Genomic DNA, 16,049 nt, shown 5'->3' on the forward strand with positions numbered 1-16,049 from the left:
TCACGTACGGGTTCCGACACGCCCGTGGGCACTTATTTCGCGCCCCGCGACAGCGGCGTCCAGGCGGCGGGCGTCAGGATGATCCCGATCCACACACCCGTCGGGGACTTCCACGTCTGGACCAAACGAATCGGTAACAACCCGCGGATCAAGGTCCTCCTGCTCCACGGCGGTCCCGCAATGACCCACGAATATATGGAATGTTTCGAAAGCTTCTTTCCGGGGGAGGGTTTCGAGATGATAGAATACGACCAACTGGGCTCTTTTTACAGCGACCAGCCCAAAGACAGCGCCCTATGGACGGTAGACCGTTTCGTGGAGGAAGTGGAGCAGGTCCGCCAGGCCCTGGGACTCGATTCGGGCAATTTCTATCTCCTGGGGAACTCGTGGGGCGGTCTGCTGGCCATGCAATACGCGCTCAAGTACCAGCAGCACCTCAAGGGCCTGCTCATCTGCAACATGATGTCCAGTTGCCTCGATTATGGTCGCTATGCCCAGCAGGTACTTGTTAAAACCATGGATCCCAAAGTGTTGGACACTTTGCGTGGGATCGAGGCCCGGGGCGACTTTTCCAATCCCCGTTATATGGCGCTGCTGATCCCGAACTTTTATCACCGGCATATATGCCGCCTGGAAGACTGGCCGGACGGCCTGAACCGCGCCATCAACCACGTCAATGCCACGGTATACACGATGATGCAAGGCCCTTCCGAATTCGGCATTTCCGGCCGGCTGGCGGACTGGGACATCAAATCCCGGCTCCACGAAATCCGGGTGCCGACGCTGACCGTGGGCGCGAAATACGACACCATGGACCCGGAACACATGCGCTGGATGAGCACCCAGGTCCGGCACGGGCGCTACCTGTACTGCCCGGAGGGGAGTCACCTGGCGATGTGGGATGACCAAAAGGATTTTTACCCGGGGGTGATCAATTTCATCAAGGACGTGGATGAGGGGAGGTTTTAGCCAACGCGTACCTTGCGCGGCCGGACCGCGCCCTTCTGTAACCCGCCGGCGACCGGCTGGAGCTGTGGTTTTATCCGGATGATCCTCATCCAGTGCATCATGCGCATGACCACGAAGGTCGGGTCGAATTCGAACCACTTCTTGGCAAAATTGGGGTTGGTCCCATAGCGGTGGTGGTTGTTCTGGAAGAGCTCGCCCAGCAGCAGGATGCCCCAGGGGGAAGTGTTGCGGCTGTGGTCGCCGTTGTGGAAGTTCTGATAACCGTATTTATGGCCGCACCAGTTCACGATCGCGCCCTGAACGGGGCCCATCAGGAAGTGGATCGGCAGCAGCAGGAACCACCAGAAGTTCGGCGCGAAAAACCAGTAGAAGGCAATATAGGCCAGCATGAACGTGACGCGCACGATCATGAGGTCGCCGAAGCGGTCGAGGCGATCCCAGACAGGAAGGTAATCCTTCGTGAACTGCGGGTCGATCTCCAGCTTGCCGGTCCGGTAGCCGTCGTACATGTTCCGGGTATGCCACATCATCTGCCAGACGTCCTTGAAGAAATGCGGGCTATGGGGGTCTTTTTCGGTGTCGCTATAGCTGTGGTGCATCCGGTGCATCACGGCGTACGCGCGGGGGACCAGGTAGGAGGAACCCTGGGCGAACCAGGTCAGGAAATAAAACAGCTTTTCGCGTTTGCCACCCGTGGTATACATCTGGTGGGAGGCGTACCGGTGCAGGAAGAACGTATGGAAGAACAGGGAAACGAACCAGTGCCCAAAGAAAAAGATCAATATCGCTATCATGTGATGGAGCGCGGGGTACCGCGCCTTTTTAAAAATTTGAGACGCTCGCGCGCCTTTTACAGGTCCCGGCCCCCCAACGGGCGCCTTTACACTGACGGCGCAAAGTTAGGGCCGGTTTTGGAATTAACGTGTTAAAATATAGCAATGCCTCAGTTCCAGGAGATTCAACCCGTTCGCATACAATCCTTTTACGGAAGGGCTTAGCAGCCGGAGGGCCTCATCGTACCAGAGCGGCACCACCGGGGCCTGCGCCATCACCAGGCTGTCCATCCGGTTGTACAGGAGCTTGCGCCCGGCGGAGTCGTTTTCCCGTAGCGCCTGTTCGTACAGGGCGTCGAAGACCGCGCTGCGAAAACGGGTGTAGTTGGGCGGGGCCGGGTTCTTTGAATAGAATACGCTCATGAAGTTTTCGGCGTCGGGGTAGTCCGCGACCCAGCTTCCCCGGAAAAACAACGCCTCCGACTTGGCCGTGGTTTGCAGCAGCAGGCTTTTTTGTACCACGTCTACCTGGATACGGATGCCCGCTTCCTGCTCCTGCCGCGCGATAAAGGACGCCAGGTCGGCATAGGCGGGGACGGTCTCCAGCCGGATAACCGGCAGACCGGCACCCCCCGGAAAACCCGCATCGGCCAGGAGACGGGCCGCTCCTTCAGGATCGTAGCGGTAACCCGGCACGCGCGCCGGGTCATAGACAGGGAGCGCGGAAGGGATAAACCCGCTTTCGGCGGGCACCCCGATCGAATTCCGGAGGTACAGCAGCATCTTACGGCGATCAAAGGCCATATTGATCGCCCGCCGGACCGCCGGCAACCGGAGGGGTGAGGCCTTTACCAGGGGGCTGGCCGTGTCCATGAGGATACCCAGGTATTCCATATCGAGCTGCGCGTGCCGGGAAAGCGCGATGTGGCCGGTCCATTCGGGCTTAAGGGTCCCCCGCCGGGTGAGGACCTCGTCTTTGTACGCCGGGTCGATGTCGTTGACCATGTCGAGCCGGCCCTGAAGGAATTCCAGGAACTCCGTGGCCTTGCTGTCGAGAAAGGAGACCTTCACCGCGTCCAGGTAGGGCAACGCCCTGCCCATGGAATCCCGCTCGAAATAATGCGGGTTCCGCACCAGGATCAGCGCCTGGCCTTCGTCCCAGTTTTCGAGCCGGAAAGGACCGGTACCCACCGGGTGACGCCGGAAATCGGTCCCATAAGCCTCCACGGCCTCGCGGGGCACGATGGAGCAGTATTCCATGCTCAGGATGCCCAGGATCGGGCGGAAGGGTTTGGTCAGCGTCAGGACGACGGTGCTGTCGTCGGGGGCTTCCACGCTGTCGATCCGGCCGTTGAAGACCCACGCGCCGGGGCTGGCGGTGGCGGGGTCCATCAGGCGCCGGAAACTATACACCACATCGGCGGCGCGAAGGGGCCGGCCGCGGCCGTGCGGGAAACAAGGGTCGTCGTGGAAATAAACGTCCCGTTTTAGCTTGAATAGGTATTGCCGCTGGTCTTTTGACACCGTCCAGCTATCCGCGAGCGACGGTTGGAGGTGGAGCGCCGTGTCCGTTTCCACCAGGGTATTGTACAACTGGTGCACCGCCCACTGGATGGCCTCGTTCCGGGCATAGGCGGGGTCGAGGGTAGCGATGCCTTCGGTTTGGTTGTACCGGAAAACCATGCGCGCCGTTTCCGGCGGCCGGCCACAGCTCAGCCATCCAACCACCGATAAAAGCCATAGGTATAAATAGCTTGTGCATGGCACCCAAAGTCGCTTATACTTACCCATCAGAAGTCAAAACTATGGTAAAACCTCTTGTCCTCGGCGCGCTCTTCGCTATCGGCGCTTTTAATGCCAACGCCCAGCTCATGGTTCCCAAAACCACGTTCACCCATGCGGACACCCTGCGCGGGACCATTACGCCCGAACGCGCCTGGTGGGACCTGCTCCACTACGACCTCCGCGTGGAACCGGACCTGGCCGCGCGTACCATCAAAGGCAGCAATACCATCACCTATAAAGTTCTGAAGCCCTACAAGACGATGCAAATCGACCTCCAGGCGCCCCTGACCATAGACAGCGCCCGGCAGGGCGGTCGTGACCTCCGATGGACCCGCGATGGGAACGCCTGGTATATACAACTGACCGAAGCCCAGTCTGCTGGCTCGGTTCAAAAGCTGACCATTTGGTACCACGGCATCCCGCGGGCCGCCATACACGCCCCGTGGGACGGCGGCATCGACTGGAAGACCGACTCCCTCGGCAATCCCTGGGTCAGCTCCGCCTGCCAGGGCACCGGCGCCAGCACCTGGTGGCCGACCAAGGACCACCAATACGACGAGCCCGACAACGGCTGCGACATGTTCGTCACCGTCCCCGACAGCCTGATGGACGTATCCAACGGCCGGCTGGTGGGCGAAGAGCCCGCGGACCCGGGTAAGAAGACCTACCATTGGCAGGTCAAAAACCCCATCAACAACTATGACATGTCGATCAACATCGGTAAGTACGCGCATTGGAGCGACACCTTACATGGCGAAAAAGGCGTGTTGGACCTGAACTTTTATGTCCTGGCCTATAACCTCGACCGCGCCAGGGCGCACTTTGCGCTGAACGTAAAACCCATGATCCATTGTTTTGAATACTGGATGGGCCCCTACCCTTTCTACGAGGACGGGTATAAGCTCGTCGAAAGCTACAACCTGGGGATGGAGCACCAGGGCGCCACGCAATACGGCAACCGGTATCTGAACGGCTATCGCATCACGCACAAGGACGGCACGAACGAAGGCATCGACCTGTCACACACCGGCTGGGGATTGAAGTGGGACTTCATCATCATCCACGAAAGCGGTCACGAATGGTTCGGGAACAACATCACCACCAAAGACGTGGCCGATATGTGGGTACACGAAGGCTTTACCAACTATTCCGAAACCCTCTTCGTGGACTGCCAATATGGGAAAGAGGCGGGCGATGCCTATTGCCAGGGCACCCGGAAGAATATCCGCAACGACAGCCCTATCATCGGTCCCTACGGCGTCAACAAGGAGGGTTCGGGGGATATGTATTACAAGGGCGGCAATATGATCAACACCATCCGTTGTATCATGGGGAACGACGAAGCCTTCCGTCAGCTCCTGCGCGGGCTCAACAAAACGTTCTATCACCAGACCGTCACCACGGCCCAGATCGAGCACTACATCAGCGGGAAGAGCGGGATCGACTTTTCCAAGACCTTCGACCAGTATCTCCGGACGGTTCGCGTACCCGTGCTCACCTACACGCTGGCGCCTTCAGGCTCGTCCACCGTGCTGCACCTTACCTGGAGCAACTGTGTCGATGGTTTCGACATGCCGGTACGCATCCTGTTGCCCGGCGGCAAGAGCCAGGTAGTGACCGCGTCCGCCGCGGGTACGGTACTGCCCTATACCGTCTCTGAGCTGGGGACGTCCCTGGTCGACCCGAATATTTATGTGACGGTCAAAGCGGGGTAGGTCCTATCTTCGTGCCGTATCTATGGGCCAGCTCCGCCGTCAGACCATCCTGTCAAGCATATCCACGTATTTCGGCTTCCTCGTCGGGGCCCTGAATACCTATCTTTTTGTCCACGCCGGGCAGCACACGTTCAGCGATGCGGAGTACGGCCTGACCCGGGTATTCACCGACATGGGAGGGATGATCTATGCGTTTGGCTCGATCGGCGTCAGCAGCGTCGTTTATAAATTCTACCCCTACTACAAGGACCACCTGACCCGTCGCCAGAACGACCTGCTCACCTGGGCGCTCCTGATTTCCCTGGCGGGCTTTGTCCTCGTCTGTCTCGGCGGGTGGATATTCGAGCCGCTGATCGTCCGCAAATTCTCCGAACGCTCGGCCCTCTTCGTCGTCTACTACCGCTGGGTCTTCCCCTTCGGTTTTGGGTTCATGCTCTTTTCCATCCTGGAAACGTTTGCCTGGACTACACGGCAATCGGTCTGGTCCACCTTTTTGAGGGAGGGCGGCATCCGTATCTTCGTGTTGCTCGAGATCGTCCCCTACCTGTTGGGCTGGATCGGCTATGACGTATTCATCAAGGTGTATGCGTTCCAGTTCCTGGCGATGGCGATCATCCTCTGGGGGCACCTCACCCGCATGGGGCTCACCAACCTCACCCTCCACGTCAGCAAGGTCACGCGGCGCTTCCGCAAAAAGATGGCGGGCATGGCCTCGCTCACCTATACCGGTATCATCGTCACCATCGTCGCCCAATCCTTCGACGGCATCCTGATCGCCGGTTTCATGGGGCTCTCCTATGCCGGTATTTACGCGTTGCTGCTCTACATCGCCAACATCATCCAGGTGCCCCAGCGAAGCGTCCAGGCCGCGTCCATCCCCCACCTGGCCCAGGCCTGGAAGGACAAGGACTACGGCCGGATCGACCGCATCTACCACAGGACGTCCTTAAATTTACTGATCCTGTCTTCAGCGCTGCTCGCCCTTATCCAGCTTTGTGCGCCCACCGCCGGGTCCTTGTTCAATATAAAGGCAGACTACCAGGCCGCGCTACTTTTACCCGCGCTGTTCCTGCTGGGCGTTGCACGCGTCGTCGACGGGGGCACCGGGGTCAACAGCCAGATCATCGGGACGTCTGTTTTCTGGCGGTTCGACTTCTTTACCGGTATCGTCCTGCTGGCGCTGCGCATTCCGCTCAATGTTTTTTTGATCAAGTCTTATGGCATCACCGGGTCGGCCGTGGCGGACCTCATTTCGCTGGTAGTGTATAATGTTGTCCGGTTTATTTTCTTGTGGGTACGGTTTGGCATGCAGCCGTTCAATTTCCGCAGCCTGCTGGCGATCGTTTACGCTTTTGCGGCGTACTACGCTACGGCGCTTGCCTGCGCCGGATTGTCGGGCTGGGTGTCGCTCTTCGCCCGCGGCGCTTGCTTTGTCCTTTTATACGGCGTGGCCGTTCTCGCGTCGCGGCTGACGCCGGACACGCGGCAGCTGTGGGATGGCGTTCGCAAGAGGTTCGGGGTCCGCGTGGATTAACCGGGCATCCGGCCCCCGCCGACGAAGCGGTGCGCCCAGTATTCTTCCCCGAGATCGGAGATCATCACCCCAAAGGATGTGGAAGCATGGACGAACTTATTGTTCTGGAGATAGACGCCTACGTGGGTGATCCCCTTTTTTGTCCCGAAGAAAACCAGGTCGCCTTCCTGGAGCTCCGGCGTCGCCACCTTGTGACAGGCGACGTACTGCTCCCGGGAGGTGCGGGGCATGTCGAGGTGGAAGATGGTCTCTTCGAGGACCTGGCTAAAGGCGGAGCAGTCCACGCCCTCCCGGGTGGTGCCTCCGAGGTGGTAGGGCGTGCCCCACCAGTCATCGATAAAGTGATAGAGGTTGAGGTTGGTGATCAGTTCGACGGGGACGTCGAGCTGTTCGGCGTATTTGAAGTTGAGGGCGTCGATGAACTCGATGTTCAGCCCCATCGTGTTGACGTAGCTGTATCCCGGTTTGGTAAGGGGGAGCCCGGTGACGCGGGTCGCGCTGGTGGCCGCGCCCGCGGGTACGCGGTGAAGCTCCGGGGTTGCCGCGGTCGTGTGCGCGTGCCGGGACGCGCTGCAGCTGGCCAGGAGTACCACCAGGCTGGAACTATATAGGGCTTGGCGTAGAATGGGTTAGTAAGTTTTTCGGGGGTAAAGATAATATATTATCTGGTTAGGAGCACCGTACCTTGGCGCTGCACCTGGCCGCCTGTGAGCGTATCCCGGAAGGTGATCTGCCAGACGTATACACCGGTGGGCTGCGGCTGGCCGGCCATGGTGCCATCCCAGGCCCGGGCCGCATCGCGGCTGGAAAAAACGAGGTTGCCCCAGCGGTTGTAGATACGGATCCCATAGTCGGTGAAAAGGCATTTGTAGGCCGGCCGGAAAAGGTCGTTCACCCCGTCGCCGTTCGGCGTGAACGCGGAAGGGACGCTGAACCGGCAGGTACAATCCTCGTACGACACGGTGACCGAATCAGTGAGGGTGCCGCAGCCGTTCGTGATGGAGACCGTATAGGTCCCGGGAGCATTTACGACGTATTGCGGCCTGGTGGATCCGTCCTGCCAGCGGTACTGGCCGCCGTTGACAAAGGCGTTCAGGGTGAGCTGCTCGCTGACGCAAATCGTCGTATCCGGTCCGAGGCTCAGTTCCGGAGGGCTATTGTACGCAACTGTCAGCGACCCGGTGGTGTCGCAACCATTGTTGTCGACGGTCAACGAATAGGTTCCCGGGGCGGTAATCATATATTGCAGGTTTGCCGACCCATCCTGCCAGCGATACCAGGAGTATCCGGCGGGCGCGGCCAACAGGAGCGTTTGGCCGGAACACAACGTCGTATCGTTGCCCAACGACATCGATGGCCGGATTTGGTATTGCACGACCAGGCTATCGCGCCGGCTACAACCGCCGTCAGTGACCTGCAGCCAATACAAACCCGGCGTCGTTACCGTCATCGTGCGGGTAATGGCGCCGGTACTCCATAGGTACGCGCCGGGGGTGGACGCCGACAAAACGTCCTTATCGCCGGAGCACAGGATCGTATCGTTTCCAAGGGAGAAAAAAGGCGGCTGTATGAAACGCACGGAAATGGCGTCCGAAGCCGTGCAGCCAAAGGCATTCGTCACCGATAGCGCGATGCTGGCGGTCCCGGTGACCGTATCCCGCGCGACGCCCGGTACGCCTTGCCAGAGATACGTATCCCCGGGCGGCGCGGATAGGACCAATGTATCCCCCACGCAAAGGGTGGTGTCATCGCCCAGGGCAACGACAGGCGTGGGTGGGGCGGTGACGGTAACGGTGTCGCGGACCAGGCAGTTGTTGCCGTCGACGAGGCTTAGTATATATGTCCCGGTGTCCAGATCCAGGAACAGGCTGTCATCCACCTCGCGCGTGTGCGCGGTACTGAGGCCAAAATACAGGGGGAAGACACCCCCGGTCTCGTGCCCCTGGACGCTGCCCCCGGTGCCAGCGCAAGTGGCGGGGGAGACAAAGAAGCTCAACACAGGACCGGTGGAGGCTGCGACCGTCGTATCCATTATCGCGGTCAACCCGGTTCCGTCCATGAGCGTTATGACGTACGTACCTGCCGCCAGCGTATCGAAGAAACCGACGGATGTATACGCGCCGCCATTCACCGAATACTGGTAGGGTGGCGTACCGTTCGAACCGGACGCCGAAATGGAGCCGTTCCTGAGGCCGCAGGTGGTCGCCGAAACAGACAGGGTTAGTTGCAGACAGTCGTTCCTGACCGTGGCTCCGGCCGTGGCCATGTAGCCGCCCGCGTCCTTCAGGGTAAGGGTATACGCGCCAGGTAGCAGCCCCGTAAACACGCTGTCCGCCTGGAAGTGAACCCCATCGATCGAAAATTGGTAAGGCCGTGTGCCCAAAGTCCCCGATGCGGCCAGCGTTCCCTTGCCGGCCGCGCACGTATCGGGGGCGGCGATGACGGTTACCTGGGGGCAACGGTTGGTCTCCGCGGCGGTGACCGACAGGAACGACCCCGCCGCGTCCCTGACCAGGAAACTGTAGACGCCGACCGCAAGACCGGTGAAAGTGCTGTCCGCCTGGTAGTTGATCCCGTCCGCGGTGTATTGGTACGGGGGCAGCCCGCCGACGGCGTGCAAGGTCATCGAGCCGTCGCTCGCACCGCAGGAGGCGCTTACCGCCGCCCAGACCACGCGGATGCCGCAGTACTGATATACTATGGCGGTGGCGGTGACCACGGCGCCGGTGGCGTCCTTCGCGTAATACCGGTGCAACCCGCCGGACAGCGAATCAAAAGTATATTCGCCGGCGGGGTCATAGGTAGTATTCTGCGCCGGCCGGTACGCGCCATCGTCGACGGCGTACAGGACCGGCGGCACGCCGCCGTAGGCACGGACTTCCTGCTCGCCGTTGGAGCCGCAATTGGTGCCCGCGTAAGACTCGATATAGAGGCCGTACGGGCACCCGTTACGGAAGAAGTAAAGGCTGTCGCCCGGGCTACCCACGTCAAAAATATCGGTGGACGCCACCGCGTACATCCCGTTCGCATCCCTTACGACACACTGCGAATAATACCCTTGACCAAGGCCGGTGAACGTATTGCCCGAGGACCATGTAATCCCCCCGTCTATGCTGTATTGGTAGGGCGGCGTCCCGCCGGTGGCGATCATGGTGAAGCGCCCGTCGCTGTCCGAGCAGGTGGACGGCAGGACGGGTTTGGCCAGGTGCACCGAAGGGACCGGGTAGACCGAGCCGACCGTTACCGTGGTCGTCGCCGATGCACCCGTGGCATCGGTTACCTGTACTTGGTAAGTGCCGGGGCGCAAAGCGGGAAAATATCCATTGTTCTGGGCTGGACCCGAACCCACCAGGGTGAAGGTATAAGGGGCGACGCCGCCGACGGCGGAGGCGGTGATGCTTCCGTTGTAGATAACCATGAACTCCCCGTATACGTTTTGGGTCACGTCGTTGACGGCAACGGCCAGTGTAAGGGCGTGCGATGACTCCCTGGACAGAAGGAAACAGAGGAAAAGGCAGATTGGTTTCAATGGCTATGCTTGGGCAGGTATGGTAAGGTACTGAAAAATATGGTTTTCATAAAATTACCAACATGTGGAAAACCCCTTATACCCCCGGTTGAAATACTTTGGGTAAATTTGCCGTTACGCATGAAATATTCCCACCTCCATACGCACACGCAATATTCCCTCCTGGACGGCCAGGCCAGCATCGGTTCGCTGTACAAGAAGGCGATCAAGGACGGGATGCCGGCCCTGGCGATCACGGACCATGGCAACATGTTCGGGGCGTTCGAGTTCGTGAGCGAAGCCTATAAGCACAAGAACGAAGACGGGTCGCTGAAGGTCAAGCCGATCGTGGGGTGCGAGTTTTACGTTGTCGAAGACAGGACGCGGCGGACGTTCACCAAGGATCAGAAGGACGAGCGCTTTCATCAGATATTGCTGGCGAAGAACAAAGCGGGGTATCAGAACCTGATCAAGCTGACTTCGGCGGGGTATATGGAAGGGATGTACGGGAAGTATCCGCGGATCGACAAAGGGCTGATCGATAAACACAAGGAAGGATTGATCGCCACGACGTGCTGCCTGGGGGCGTATGTACCCCAGACGATCATGCAACACGGCGAGCAAAAAGCCGAGAAGGAGTTCGAATGGTGGCTGGAGCGCTTTGGCGAGGACTATTACGTGGAGCTGCAGCGCCATGGGCTGAAGGAACAGGACCAGGTCAACGTGGTGCTGCTGAAGTTCGCAAAAAAATACAACGTCAAGGTCATCGCCTCCAACGACAGCCACTACACCGACAAGGAGGACTACGACGCCCACGACATCCTGTTGTGCATCAATACCGGGGAGAAAAAGGCTACGCCGGGGTACGACGACTTCGTCAACGACGACGTACAGCTGAAGAACCGGCGGTTCAAATTCCCGAACGACCAGTTCTACTTCAAGAGCACGCAGGAGATGACCACGCTGTTCAGCGACCGGCCGGACGCGATCGACAACACCAATGAGATCGCGTCGAAGGTGGAGGTGCTGAACCTGAAAAAGGACATCCTGCTGCCGAATTTCCCGGTGCCCCTGGAGTTCCAGGTGCACGCGGACAGCACGCTGAACCAGTGGGAATACCTCAAGCACCTGACCTACGAAGGGGCGCGCAAACGCTATATCGACCTGACGCCGGAGATACAGGAGCGGCTCGACTTCGAGCTGTTTACGATCAAAACCATGGGTTTTGCCGGCTACTTCCTGATCGTGAGCGACTTCATCCGGGCGGGGCGGGAGCTGGGTGTGTTCATCGGGCCCGGACGCGGTTCCGCCGCGGGAAGCGTGGTGGCATATTGCATCGGAATCACCAACATCGACCCGATCAAATACAACCTGCTGTTCGAGCGCTTCCTGAACCCGGACCGGAAGAGCATGCCCGATATAGACACGGACTTCGACGACTCCGGCCGTCAGAAGGTGATCGACTACGTGGTCCAGAAATACGGCCGCAACCAGGTCGCGCAGATCGTGACCTATGGCACGATGGCGGCCAAGATGTCGATCAAGGACGTGGCCCGGGTGATGGATCTCCCGCTGGCCGAGGCCAACGCGCTGGCCAAGCTGGTACCGGAAAAGCCGGGGATCGAGCTGCGAAGGGTCCTCCACGCCCCGCTCACCGAAAAGGACGGGGAAAAGTCGTTGACCGAAAAGGAAGGCCTGATCCCCGACGACCTGGAAAACGTCAAGAAGATCCGCCAGGTTTACAACGGCAACGACCTCCACGCCAAGGTCCTCCACGAAGCGGAACGGCTGGAGGGGTCCGTGCGGAACACCGGTCTCCATGCGGCCGGGATCATCATCGCCCCCGACGACCTGATGAACATCATCCCGGTCTGTACCGCCAAGGACTCCGACCTGCTGGTGACCCAGATCGAAGGCAGCATCATCGAGGAGGCCGGCGTTATCAAGATGGACTTCCTTGGGCTGAAGACCCTCACCATCCTCCGCGACGCCCTGACATTGATAAAAGAGAACCACGGCGTCGAGATCGACCTGGACACCATCCCGCTCGACGACCCGGACACGTTCAGCTTGTACCAGCGGGCCGATACCATCGGTACGTTCCAGTTCGAAAGTCCCGGGATGCAGAAATACCTCCGGGAGCTCAAACCGGACCGTTTTGACGACCTGATCGCCATGAACGCCCTGTACCGGCCCGGCCCCCTGGAATACATCCCCAACTTTATCGCGCGTAAACACGGGACCGAAGCCATCGTCTACGACCTCCCCGAAATGGAGGAGTTCCTCAAGGATACCTATGGGATCACGGTCTACCAGGAACAGGTGATGCTGCTCAGCCAGCGCCTGGCCGGCTTTACCAAGGGCGACGCGGACGTCCTGAGGAAGGCCATGGGTAAAAAGCAAAAGTCGGTCCTGGACAAAATGAAGGGCCAGTTCCTGAAAGGCGCCGCCGAAAAGGGCCACCCGACGGATAAGCTCGAAAAGATCTGGACCGACTGGGAAGCCTTCGCCCAGTACGCCTTTAACAAGTCGCACTCGACGTGCTACGCCTTCGTGGCCTACCAGACGGCCTTCCTCAAGTCGCACTACCCCAGCGAATACATGGCGGCCGTGCTCAACAACGCCGGCTCGATCGAAAAGATCACGTTCTTTATGGAGGAATGTAAACGCATGGGACTGAAGGTACTGGGGCCTGACATCAACGAATCCAAGGCGGGTTTTGCCGTCAACAAAAAGGGCGAAATCCGGTTTGGCCTGTCCGGGCTCAAGGGCGTGGGTGAGGCGGCGATCGACTCCGTCCTGGAAGAAAGGGCCAAAAACGGCCCCTACACCGACGTATGGGACCTGATCAAACGAATCAACCAGCGCGCCGTCAACAAGAAGTCGCTCGAATGCCTGGTCAAAGGCGGCGCCTTCGACTGCTTCCCGCAGCTCCACCGGGCGCAATATTTCTTCCTGGCCCCCGGTGAACAGCTCAACGGTCTGGAAAGGATCATCCGTTTTGGCAACCAATACCAAACGACCCAGACCACCCAGGCCAACACCCTTTTTGGGGACATGTCCATGCCCGCCGTCCAGCCCCCGAAGCTGCCGGACAGCGAGCCGTGGACGCTCACGACCCTCCTCGAGAACGAAAAGGACGTCACGGGGATCTTCCTGAGCGGGCACCCGCTGGACCACTTCCGTTTCGAAATGCAGCACTACGGGATCGCCACGATTGCCGAGTTCAACGAGTTCAAGGACGGTATTGCCTTGCAACCCAATCCTTTCCGGCCGTTCCGCCTGGCCGGCCTGGTGGCCGACGCCCAGCACCGCATTTCCAAGACCGGGAAACAGTTCGGCATCTTCGGCGTGGAAGACTATTCGGGGAAGATGGAGGTGCCTTTGTTTGGGGAAGACTATATCAAATTCAAGGACTATTTCACTCCCGGCACAGTCATTTATATCACCGGCCAGTTCAAAAACCGGTTTAACCGGGACGACGACTACGAGTTCAAGGTCGGCTCCATCCTCCTGCTCGAAACCATCAAACGGACCCTGACGCGTCAGCTCCAGCTGGAAATCCATCCGATGCTTTTGACAGAAGCGATCGTTTTATTCCTGGAAAAACAGGTCCAAAAGTACCCCGGCAAGACTGCGTTACGCATTCAGCTTAAGGACGATAAGTCCCACCGCCGGATAGGTCTCCAGAAGATCGGCGCCGGTCTGGAAATGAATGACGAAATGACACAATTCCTCATGGCAAACCCTGACGTGGAAGTCAATGTCGTGACAACATGATAGAATATACCGATTGGTCGTATCTTTGTATCCAATACCAAACAAACCTATACTATATGGCACAAGAATTCACAGACAGCAATTTTCAGCAATCCGTCCTGGATTCCGATAAATTAACGGTAGTAGACTTTTGGGCAGAGTGGTGTGGACCCTGTCGTGCAATCGGACCCGTCATCGAAGAAATTTCCAAGGAATATGATGGCAAGGTGAACGTCGGCAAGGTAAACGTCGACCACAACCCGCAAGTCAGCACCAACTACGGCATTACCTCCATCCCCGCCATCCTGTTCATCAAGGGCGGTAAGGTTGTCGACAAGCTGGTCGGCGCGCAGCCCAAGGGTAACTTCGTCAAGAAGATCGAAGCCCACCTGGCATAAGCTAAATTTTCTTTACAACATAAAGTTCAGAGCCGTCTCCCGTCCGGGGGATGGCTTTTTTTATGCGAGCGTCTTTACGTAGTCCTCGGCGGTCATTACGGGAATATCCGCGTTTTTATAGTCCTTGAGGTTTCGCGTAAGCAAAACGGAAACGCCAGTCGATAGCGCTGCATGGTATTGTATGGCATCCTCAAAATCCGCGAACGTGCTGTTTAGCGCGAGGTTGATGGTCTTGCCGTCGACGCCCACCACGGTCACCAGCACCCTGAAATCACGCAGGATGGATAAGCTGTCGACACGCCCTCGCTGTTTGGTTAAAAGGTAATGCAGGTTGCTAAAGCACAACGCGGACACAAATAAGTGTAACTTATTCTGGTCCGCCAGCGTAAAAAGACGGGCCGCAAAATCATAATGCGGGTGTCGGGCGGCCAGCAAGTCCAGGGCGATGTCCGTATCCAGGAAAACACGCGCCTTCATTACTTGCCGTATTTATCACTCAGGTGATCTCCATAGAGACTTTTGTGATCAGCATCAGGGGATAGCGTAAGAACCCCGGATAACTTTTTGACCAGGGGAGAGATGGCTTCGGGTCGCCCTGGCTCTTCCTCCACGACCTTCGCCAGGAAATTCTCCACCATACCTGAAAGGCTGGTATTCTTCCTTTGGGCGTAGCGCTTTGCCTTTTCAATGACGGCGGCGTCCAGGGCCAGGGTTAATTTGGTTGTCATACGTACGAAATTACCAAATTTGTACGTATATCCCAAATCGCTTGTCTCATGGGGCGTCTTAGCCCGGCCGGTGCAGCTCATCGACGGTTCCATCGGCCCGGCCGACCAGCACGGTCGTGGCGAGCCCGATAAAAAGCCCGTGCTCCACGACCCCGGGGATCTCGTGGAGCGCGATGCCCAGGGCGGGGGGGTCCGCGATCGAGCCGAAGTGGGCGTCAAGGATGTAGTTCCCGTGGTCGGTGATAAAGGGCCTGCCATCACGCTGGCGGATCTCGCTCGTGGGACAGCCGAGGGCGGCGACGCGGCGCTGGACCTGTTTCCAGCCAAAGGGAATGACTTCTATGGGGAGGGGGAACTTGCCGAGGCGGTCGACTAGCTTTTGCTCGTCGGCGATGACGATCATCCGGTCCGAGGCGGCGGCGACCATTTTTTCCTGGAGGTGCGCGCCGCCGCCGCCCTTGATGAGCTGGAGCTTCGGGTCGACCTCGTCGGCGCCGTCGATCGTGAGGGCGAGCCGGTCGACGTCGTTGAGGGTGGCCAGGGGAATGCCATGGGCCTGGGCCAGCTCGACGGTGGCCTTGGAGGTGGGGACGGCGGTAATGGTAAAACCTTCGCGGACCTTGGCGCCAAGCGCGAGGATCATCCAGTAGGCGGTGGAGCCGGTGCCGATGCCGATGGCCGTATTGGGTTGTATGAAGGTGGCGGCATACTCGCCCACCCTTTTCTTCATCTGGTCTTTCTCAGTCATTTTTTACGTCAGGCGTGTTTAAGCGGGGTCTTGGAGGCCTCCGGGGTATGTTTGTATCGGAATACGAGCGGGAATATGATACCCAGCAGCAGCGCGTAGGCCGCGAAGGTAAACCAGATGGGCGTCCAGTGC

12 protein-coding genes are annotated in these 16,049 nt (G+C 58.9%); 5 read left to right on the plus strand and 7 right to left on the minus strand.

The window, feature by feature from the left end; translation table 11 throughout:
* A partial coding sequence (locus tag VL547_RS10900; RefSeq protein ID WP_325577698.1) for a proline iminopeptidase-family hydrolase occupies nucleotides 1-969 on the plus strand: 969 nt, incomplete at its 5' end.
* Here the strand turns inward: VL547_RS10900 and VL547_RS10905 are convergent.
* Together VL547_RS10905 and VL547_RS10910 are read right to left on the minus strand one after the other, a co-directional pair.
* On the minus strand, nucleotides 966-1,763 hold the full coding sequence (locus VL547_RS10905) for an acyl-CoA desaturase (protein ID WP_325577699.1): 798 nt from the start codon (nucleotides 1,761-1,763) through the stop codon (nucleotides 966-968). The two genes, VL547_RS10900 and VL547_RS10905, sit on opposite strands and share 4 nt — an antisense overlap.
* Before the next feature lie 123 nt (nucleotides 1,764-1,886).
* On the minus strand, nucleotides 1,887-3,425 hold the full coding sequence (locus VL547_RS10910) for an ABC transporter substrate-binding protein (RefSeq protein WP_325577700.1): 1,539 nt from the start codon (nucleotides 3,423-3,425) through the stop codon (nucleotides 1,887-1,889).
* 122 nt (nucleotides 3,426-3,547) lie between these two features.
* On the opposite strand from VL547_RS10910, the gene VL547_RS10915 reads away from it, so the two are divergent.
* Both VL547_RS10915 and VL547_RS10920 read left to right on the plus strand, forming a co-directional pair.
* A complete protein-coding gene (locus VL547_RS10915; protein WP_325577701.1) occupies nucleotides 3,548-5,242 on the plus strand; it encodes a M1 family metallopeptidase in 1,695 nt (564 codons plus the stop codon).
* A 22-nt stretch (nucleotides 5,243-5,264) separates the two neighbouring features.
* Nucleotides 5,265-6,776, plus strand: coding sequence for a lipopolysaccharide biosynthesis protein (locus VL547_RS10920; protein WP_325577702.1), 1,512 nt, complete (start codon nucleotides 5,265-5,267; stop codon nucleotides 6,774-6,776).
* Here VL547_RS10920 and VL547_RS10925 read toward each other — a convergent pair.
* Together VL547_RS10925 and VL547_RS10930 are read right to left on the minus strand one after the other, a co-directional pair.
* Entirely contained in the window at nucleotides 6,773-7,369 is a 597-nt protein-coding gene (locus VL547_RS10925; protein WP_325577703.1) for a C40 family peptidase, read from the minus strand. The two genes, VL547_RS10920 and VL547_RS10925, sit on opposite strands and share 4 nt — an antisense overlap.
* A gap of 68 nt (nucleotides 7,370-7,437) precedes the next feature.
* Nucleotides 7,438-10,305 carry a gliding motility-associated C-terminal domain-containing protein gene (locus tag VL547_RS10930; protein ID WP_325577704.1) on the minus strand — a complete coding sequence of 956 codons (2,868 nt, stop codon included), beginning with the start codon at nucleotides 10,303-10,305 and terminating at the stop codon, nucleotides 7,438-7,440.
* Nucleotides 10,306-10,425: 120 nt separating this feature from the next.
* Here VL547_RS10930 and dnaE point away from each other — a divergent pair, with 120 nt between their 5' ends.
* Both dnaE and trxA read left to right on the plus strand, forming a co-directional pair.
* Complete coding sequence (dnaE, locus tag VL547_RS10935) at nucleotides 10,426-14,064, plus strand: DNA polymerase III subunit alpha (RefSeq protein WP_325577705.1); 3,639 nt, start codon at nucleotides 10,426-10,428, stop codon at nucleotides 14,062-14,064.
* 56 nt (nucleotides 14,065-14,120) lie between these two features.
* Entirely contained in the window at nucleotides 14,121-14,441 is a 321-nt protein-coding gene (gene trxA / locus VL547_RS10940; protein ID WP_325577706.1) for a thioredoxin, read from the plus strand.
* Between the two features lie 60 nt (nucleotides 14,442-14,501).
* On the opposite strand, the gene VL547_RS10945 is transcribed toward trxA, so the two are convergent.
* From VL547_RS10945 to rpiA, 3 genes are read right to left on the minus strand one after another with little or no spacing between them, the layout of a single operon-like run.
* Nucleotides 14,502-14,918 (minus strand): PIN domain-containing protein, encoded by a 417-nt coding sequence (locus VL547_RS10945; RefSeq protein ID WP_325577707.1) that lies wholly within the window; start codon nucleotides 14,916-14,918, stop codon nucleotides 14,502-14,504.
* Nucleotides 14,918-15,169 carry a DUF6364 family protein gene (locus tag VL547_RS10950; protein ID WP_325577708.1) on the minus strand — a complete coding sequence of 84 codons (252 nt, stop codon included), beginning with the start codon at nucleotides 15,167-15,169 and terminating at the stop codon, nucleotides 14,918-14,920. The genes VL547_RS10945 and VL547_RS10950 overlap by 1 nt, the downstream gene beginning before the upstream one ends.
* 58 nt (nucleotides 15,170-15,227) lie before the next feature.
* Nucleotides 15,228-15,917: a ribose-5-phosphate isomerase RpiA gene (rpiA, locus tag VL547_RS10955; protein WP_325577709.1), complete on the minus strand. Its 690-nt coding sequence runs from the start codon at nucleotides 15,915-15,917 to the stop codon at nucleotides 15,228-15,230.
* Between the last annotated feature and the right edge of the window lie 132 nt (nucleotides 15,918-16,049).

The organism is Dinghuibacter sp. (genome assembly GCF_035492835.1).
Classification (GTDB): domain Bacteria; phylum Bacteroidota; class Bacteroidia; order Chitinophagales; family Chitinophagaceae; genus Dinghuibacter.

Excerpts from the sequence above, each read along its gene's own strand:
- VL547_RS10915 (WP_325577701.1), top strand. The coding sequence starts at position 3,548 with ATGGTAAAACCTCTTGTCCTCGGCGCGCTCTTCGCTATCGGCGCTTTT.
- trxA (WP_325577706.1), top strand. The coding sequence starts at position 14,121 with ATGGCACAAGAATTCACAGACAGCAATTTTCAGCAATCCGTCCTGGAT.
- VL547_RS10920 (WP_325577702.1), top strand. The coding sequence starts at position 5,265 with ATGGGCCAGCTCCGCCGTCAGACCATCCTGTCAAGCATATCCACGTAT.
- VL547_RS10945 (WP_325577707.1), bottom strand. The coding sequence starts at position 14,918 with ATGAAGGCGCGTGTTTTCCTGGATACGGACATCGCCCTGGACTTGCTG.
- VL547_RS10905 (WP_325577699.1), bottom strand. The coding sequence starts at position 1,763 with ATGATAGCGATATTGATCTTTTTCTTTGGGCACTGGTTCGTTTCCCTG.
- rpiA (WP_325577709.1), bottom strand. The coding sequence starts at position 15,917 with ATGACTGAGAAAGACCAGATGAAGAAAAGGGTGGGCGAGTATGCCGCC.
- VL547_RS10910 (WP_325577700.1), bottom strand. The coding sequence starts at position 3,425 with ATGGTTTTCCGGTACAACCAAACCGAAGGCATCGCTACCCTCGACCCC.
- dnaE (WP_325577705.1), top strand. The coding sequence starts at position 10,426 with ATGAAATATTCCCACCTCCATACGCACACGCAATATTCCCTCCTGGAC.
- VL547_RS10950 (WP_325577708.1), bottom strand. The coding sequence starts at position 15,169 with ATGACAACCAAATTAACCCTGGCCCTGGACGCCGCCGTCATTGAAAAG.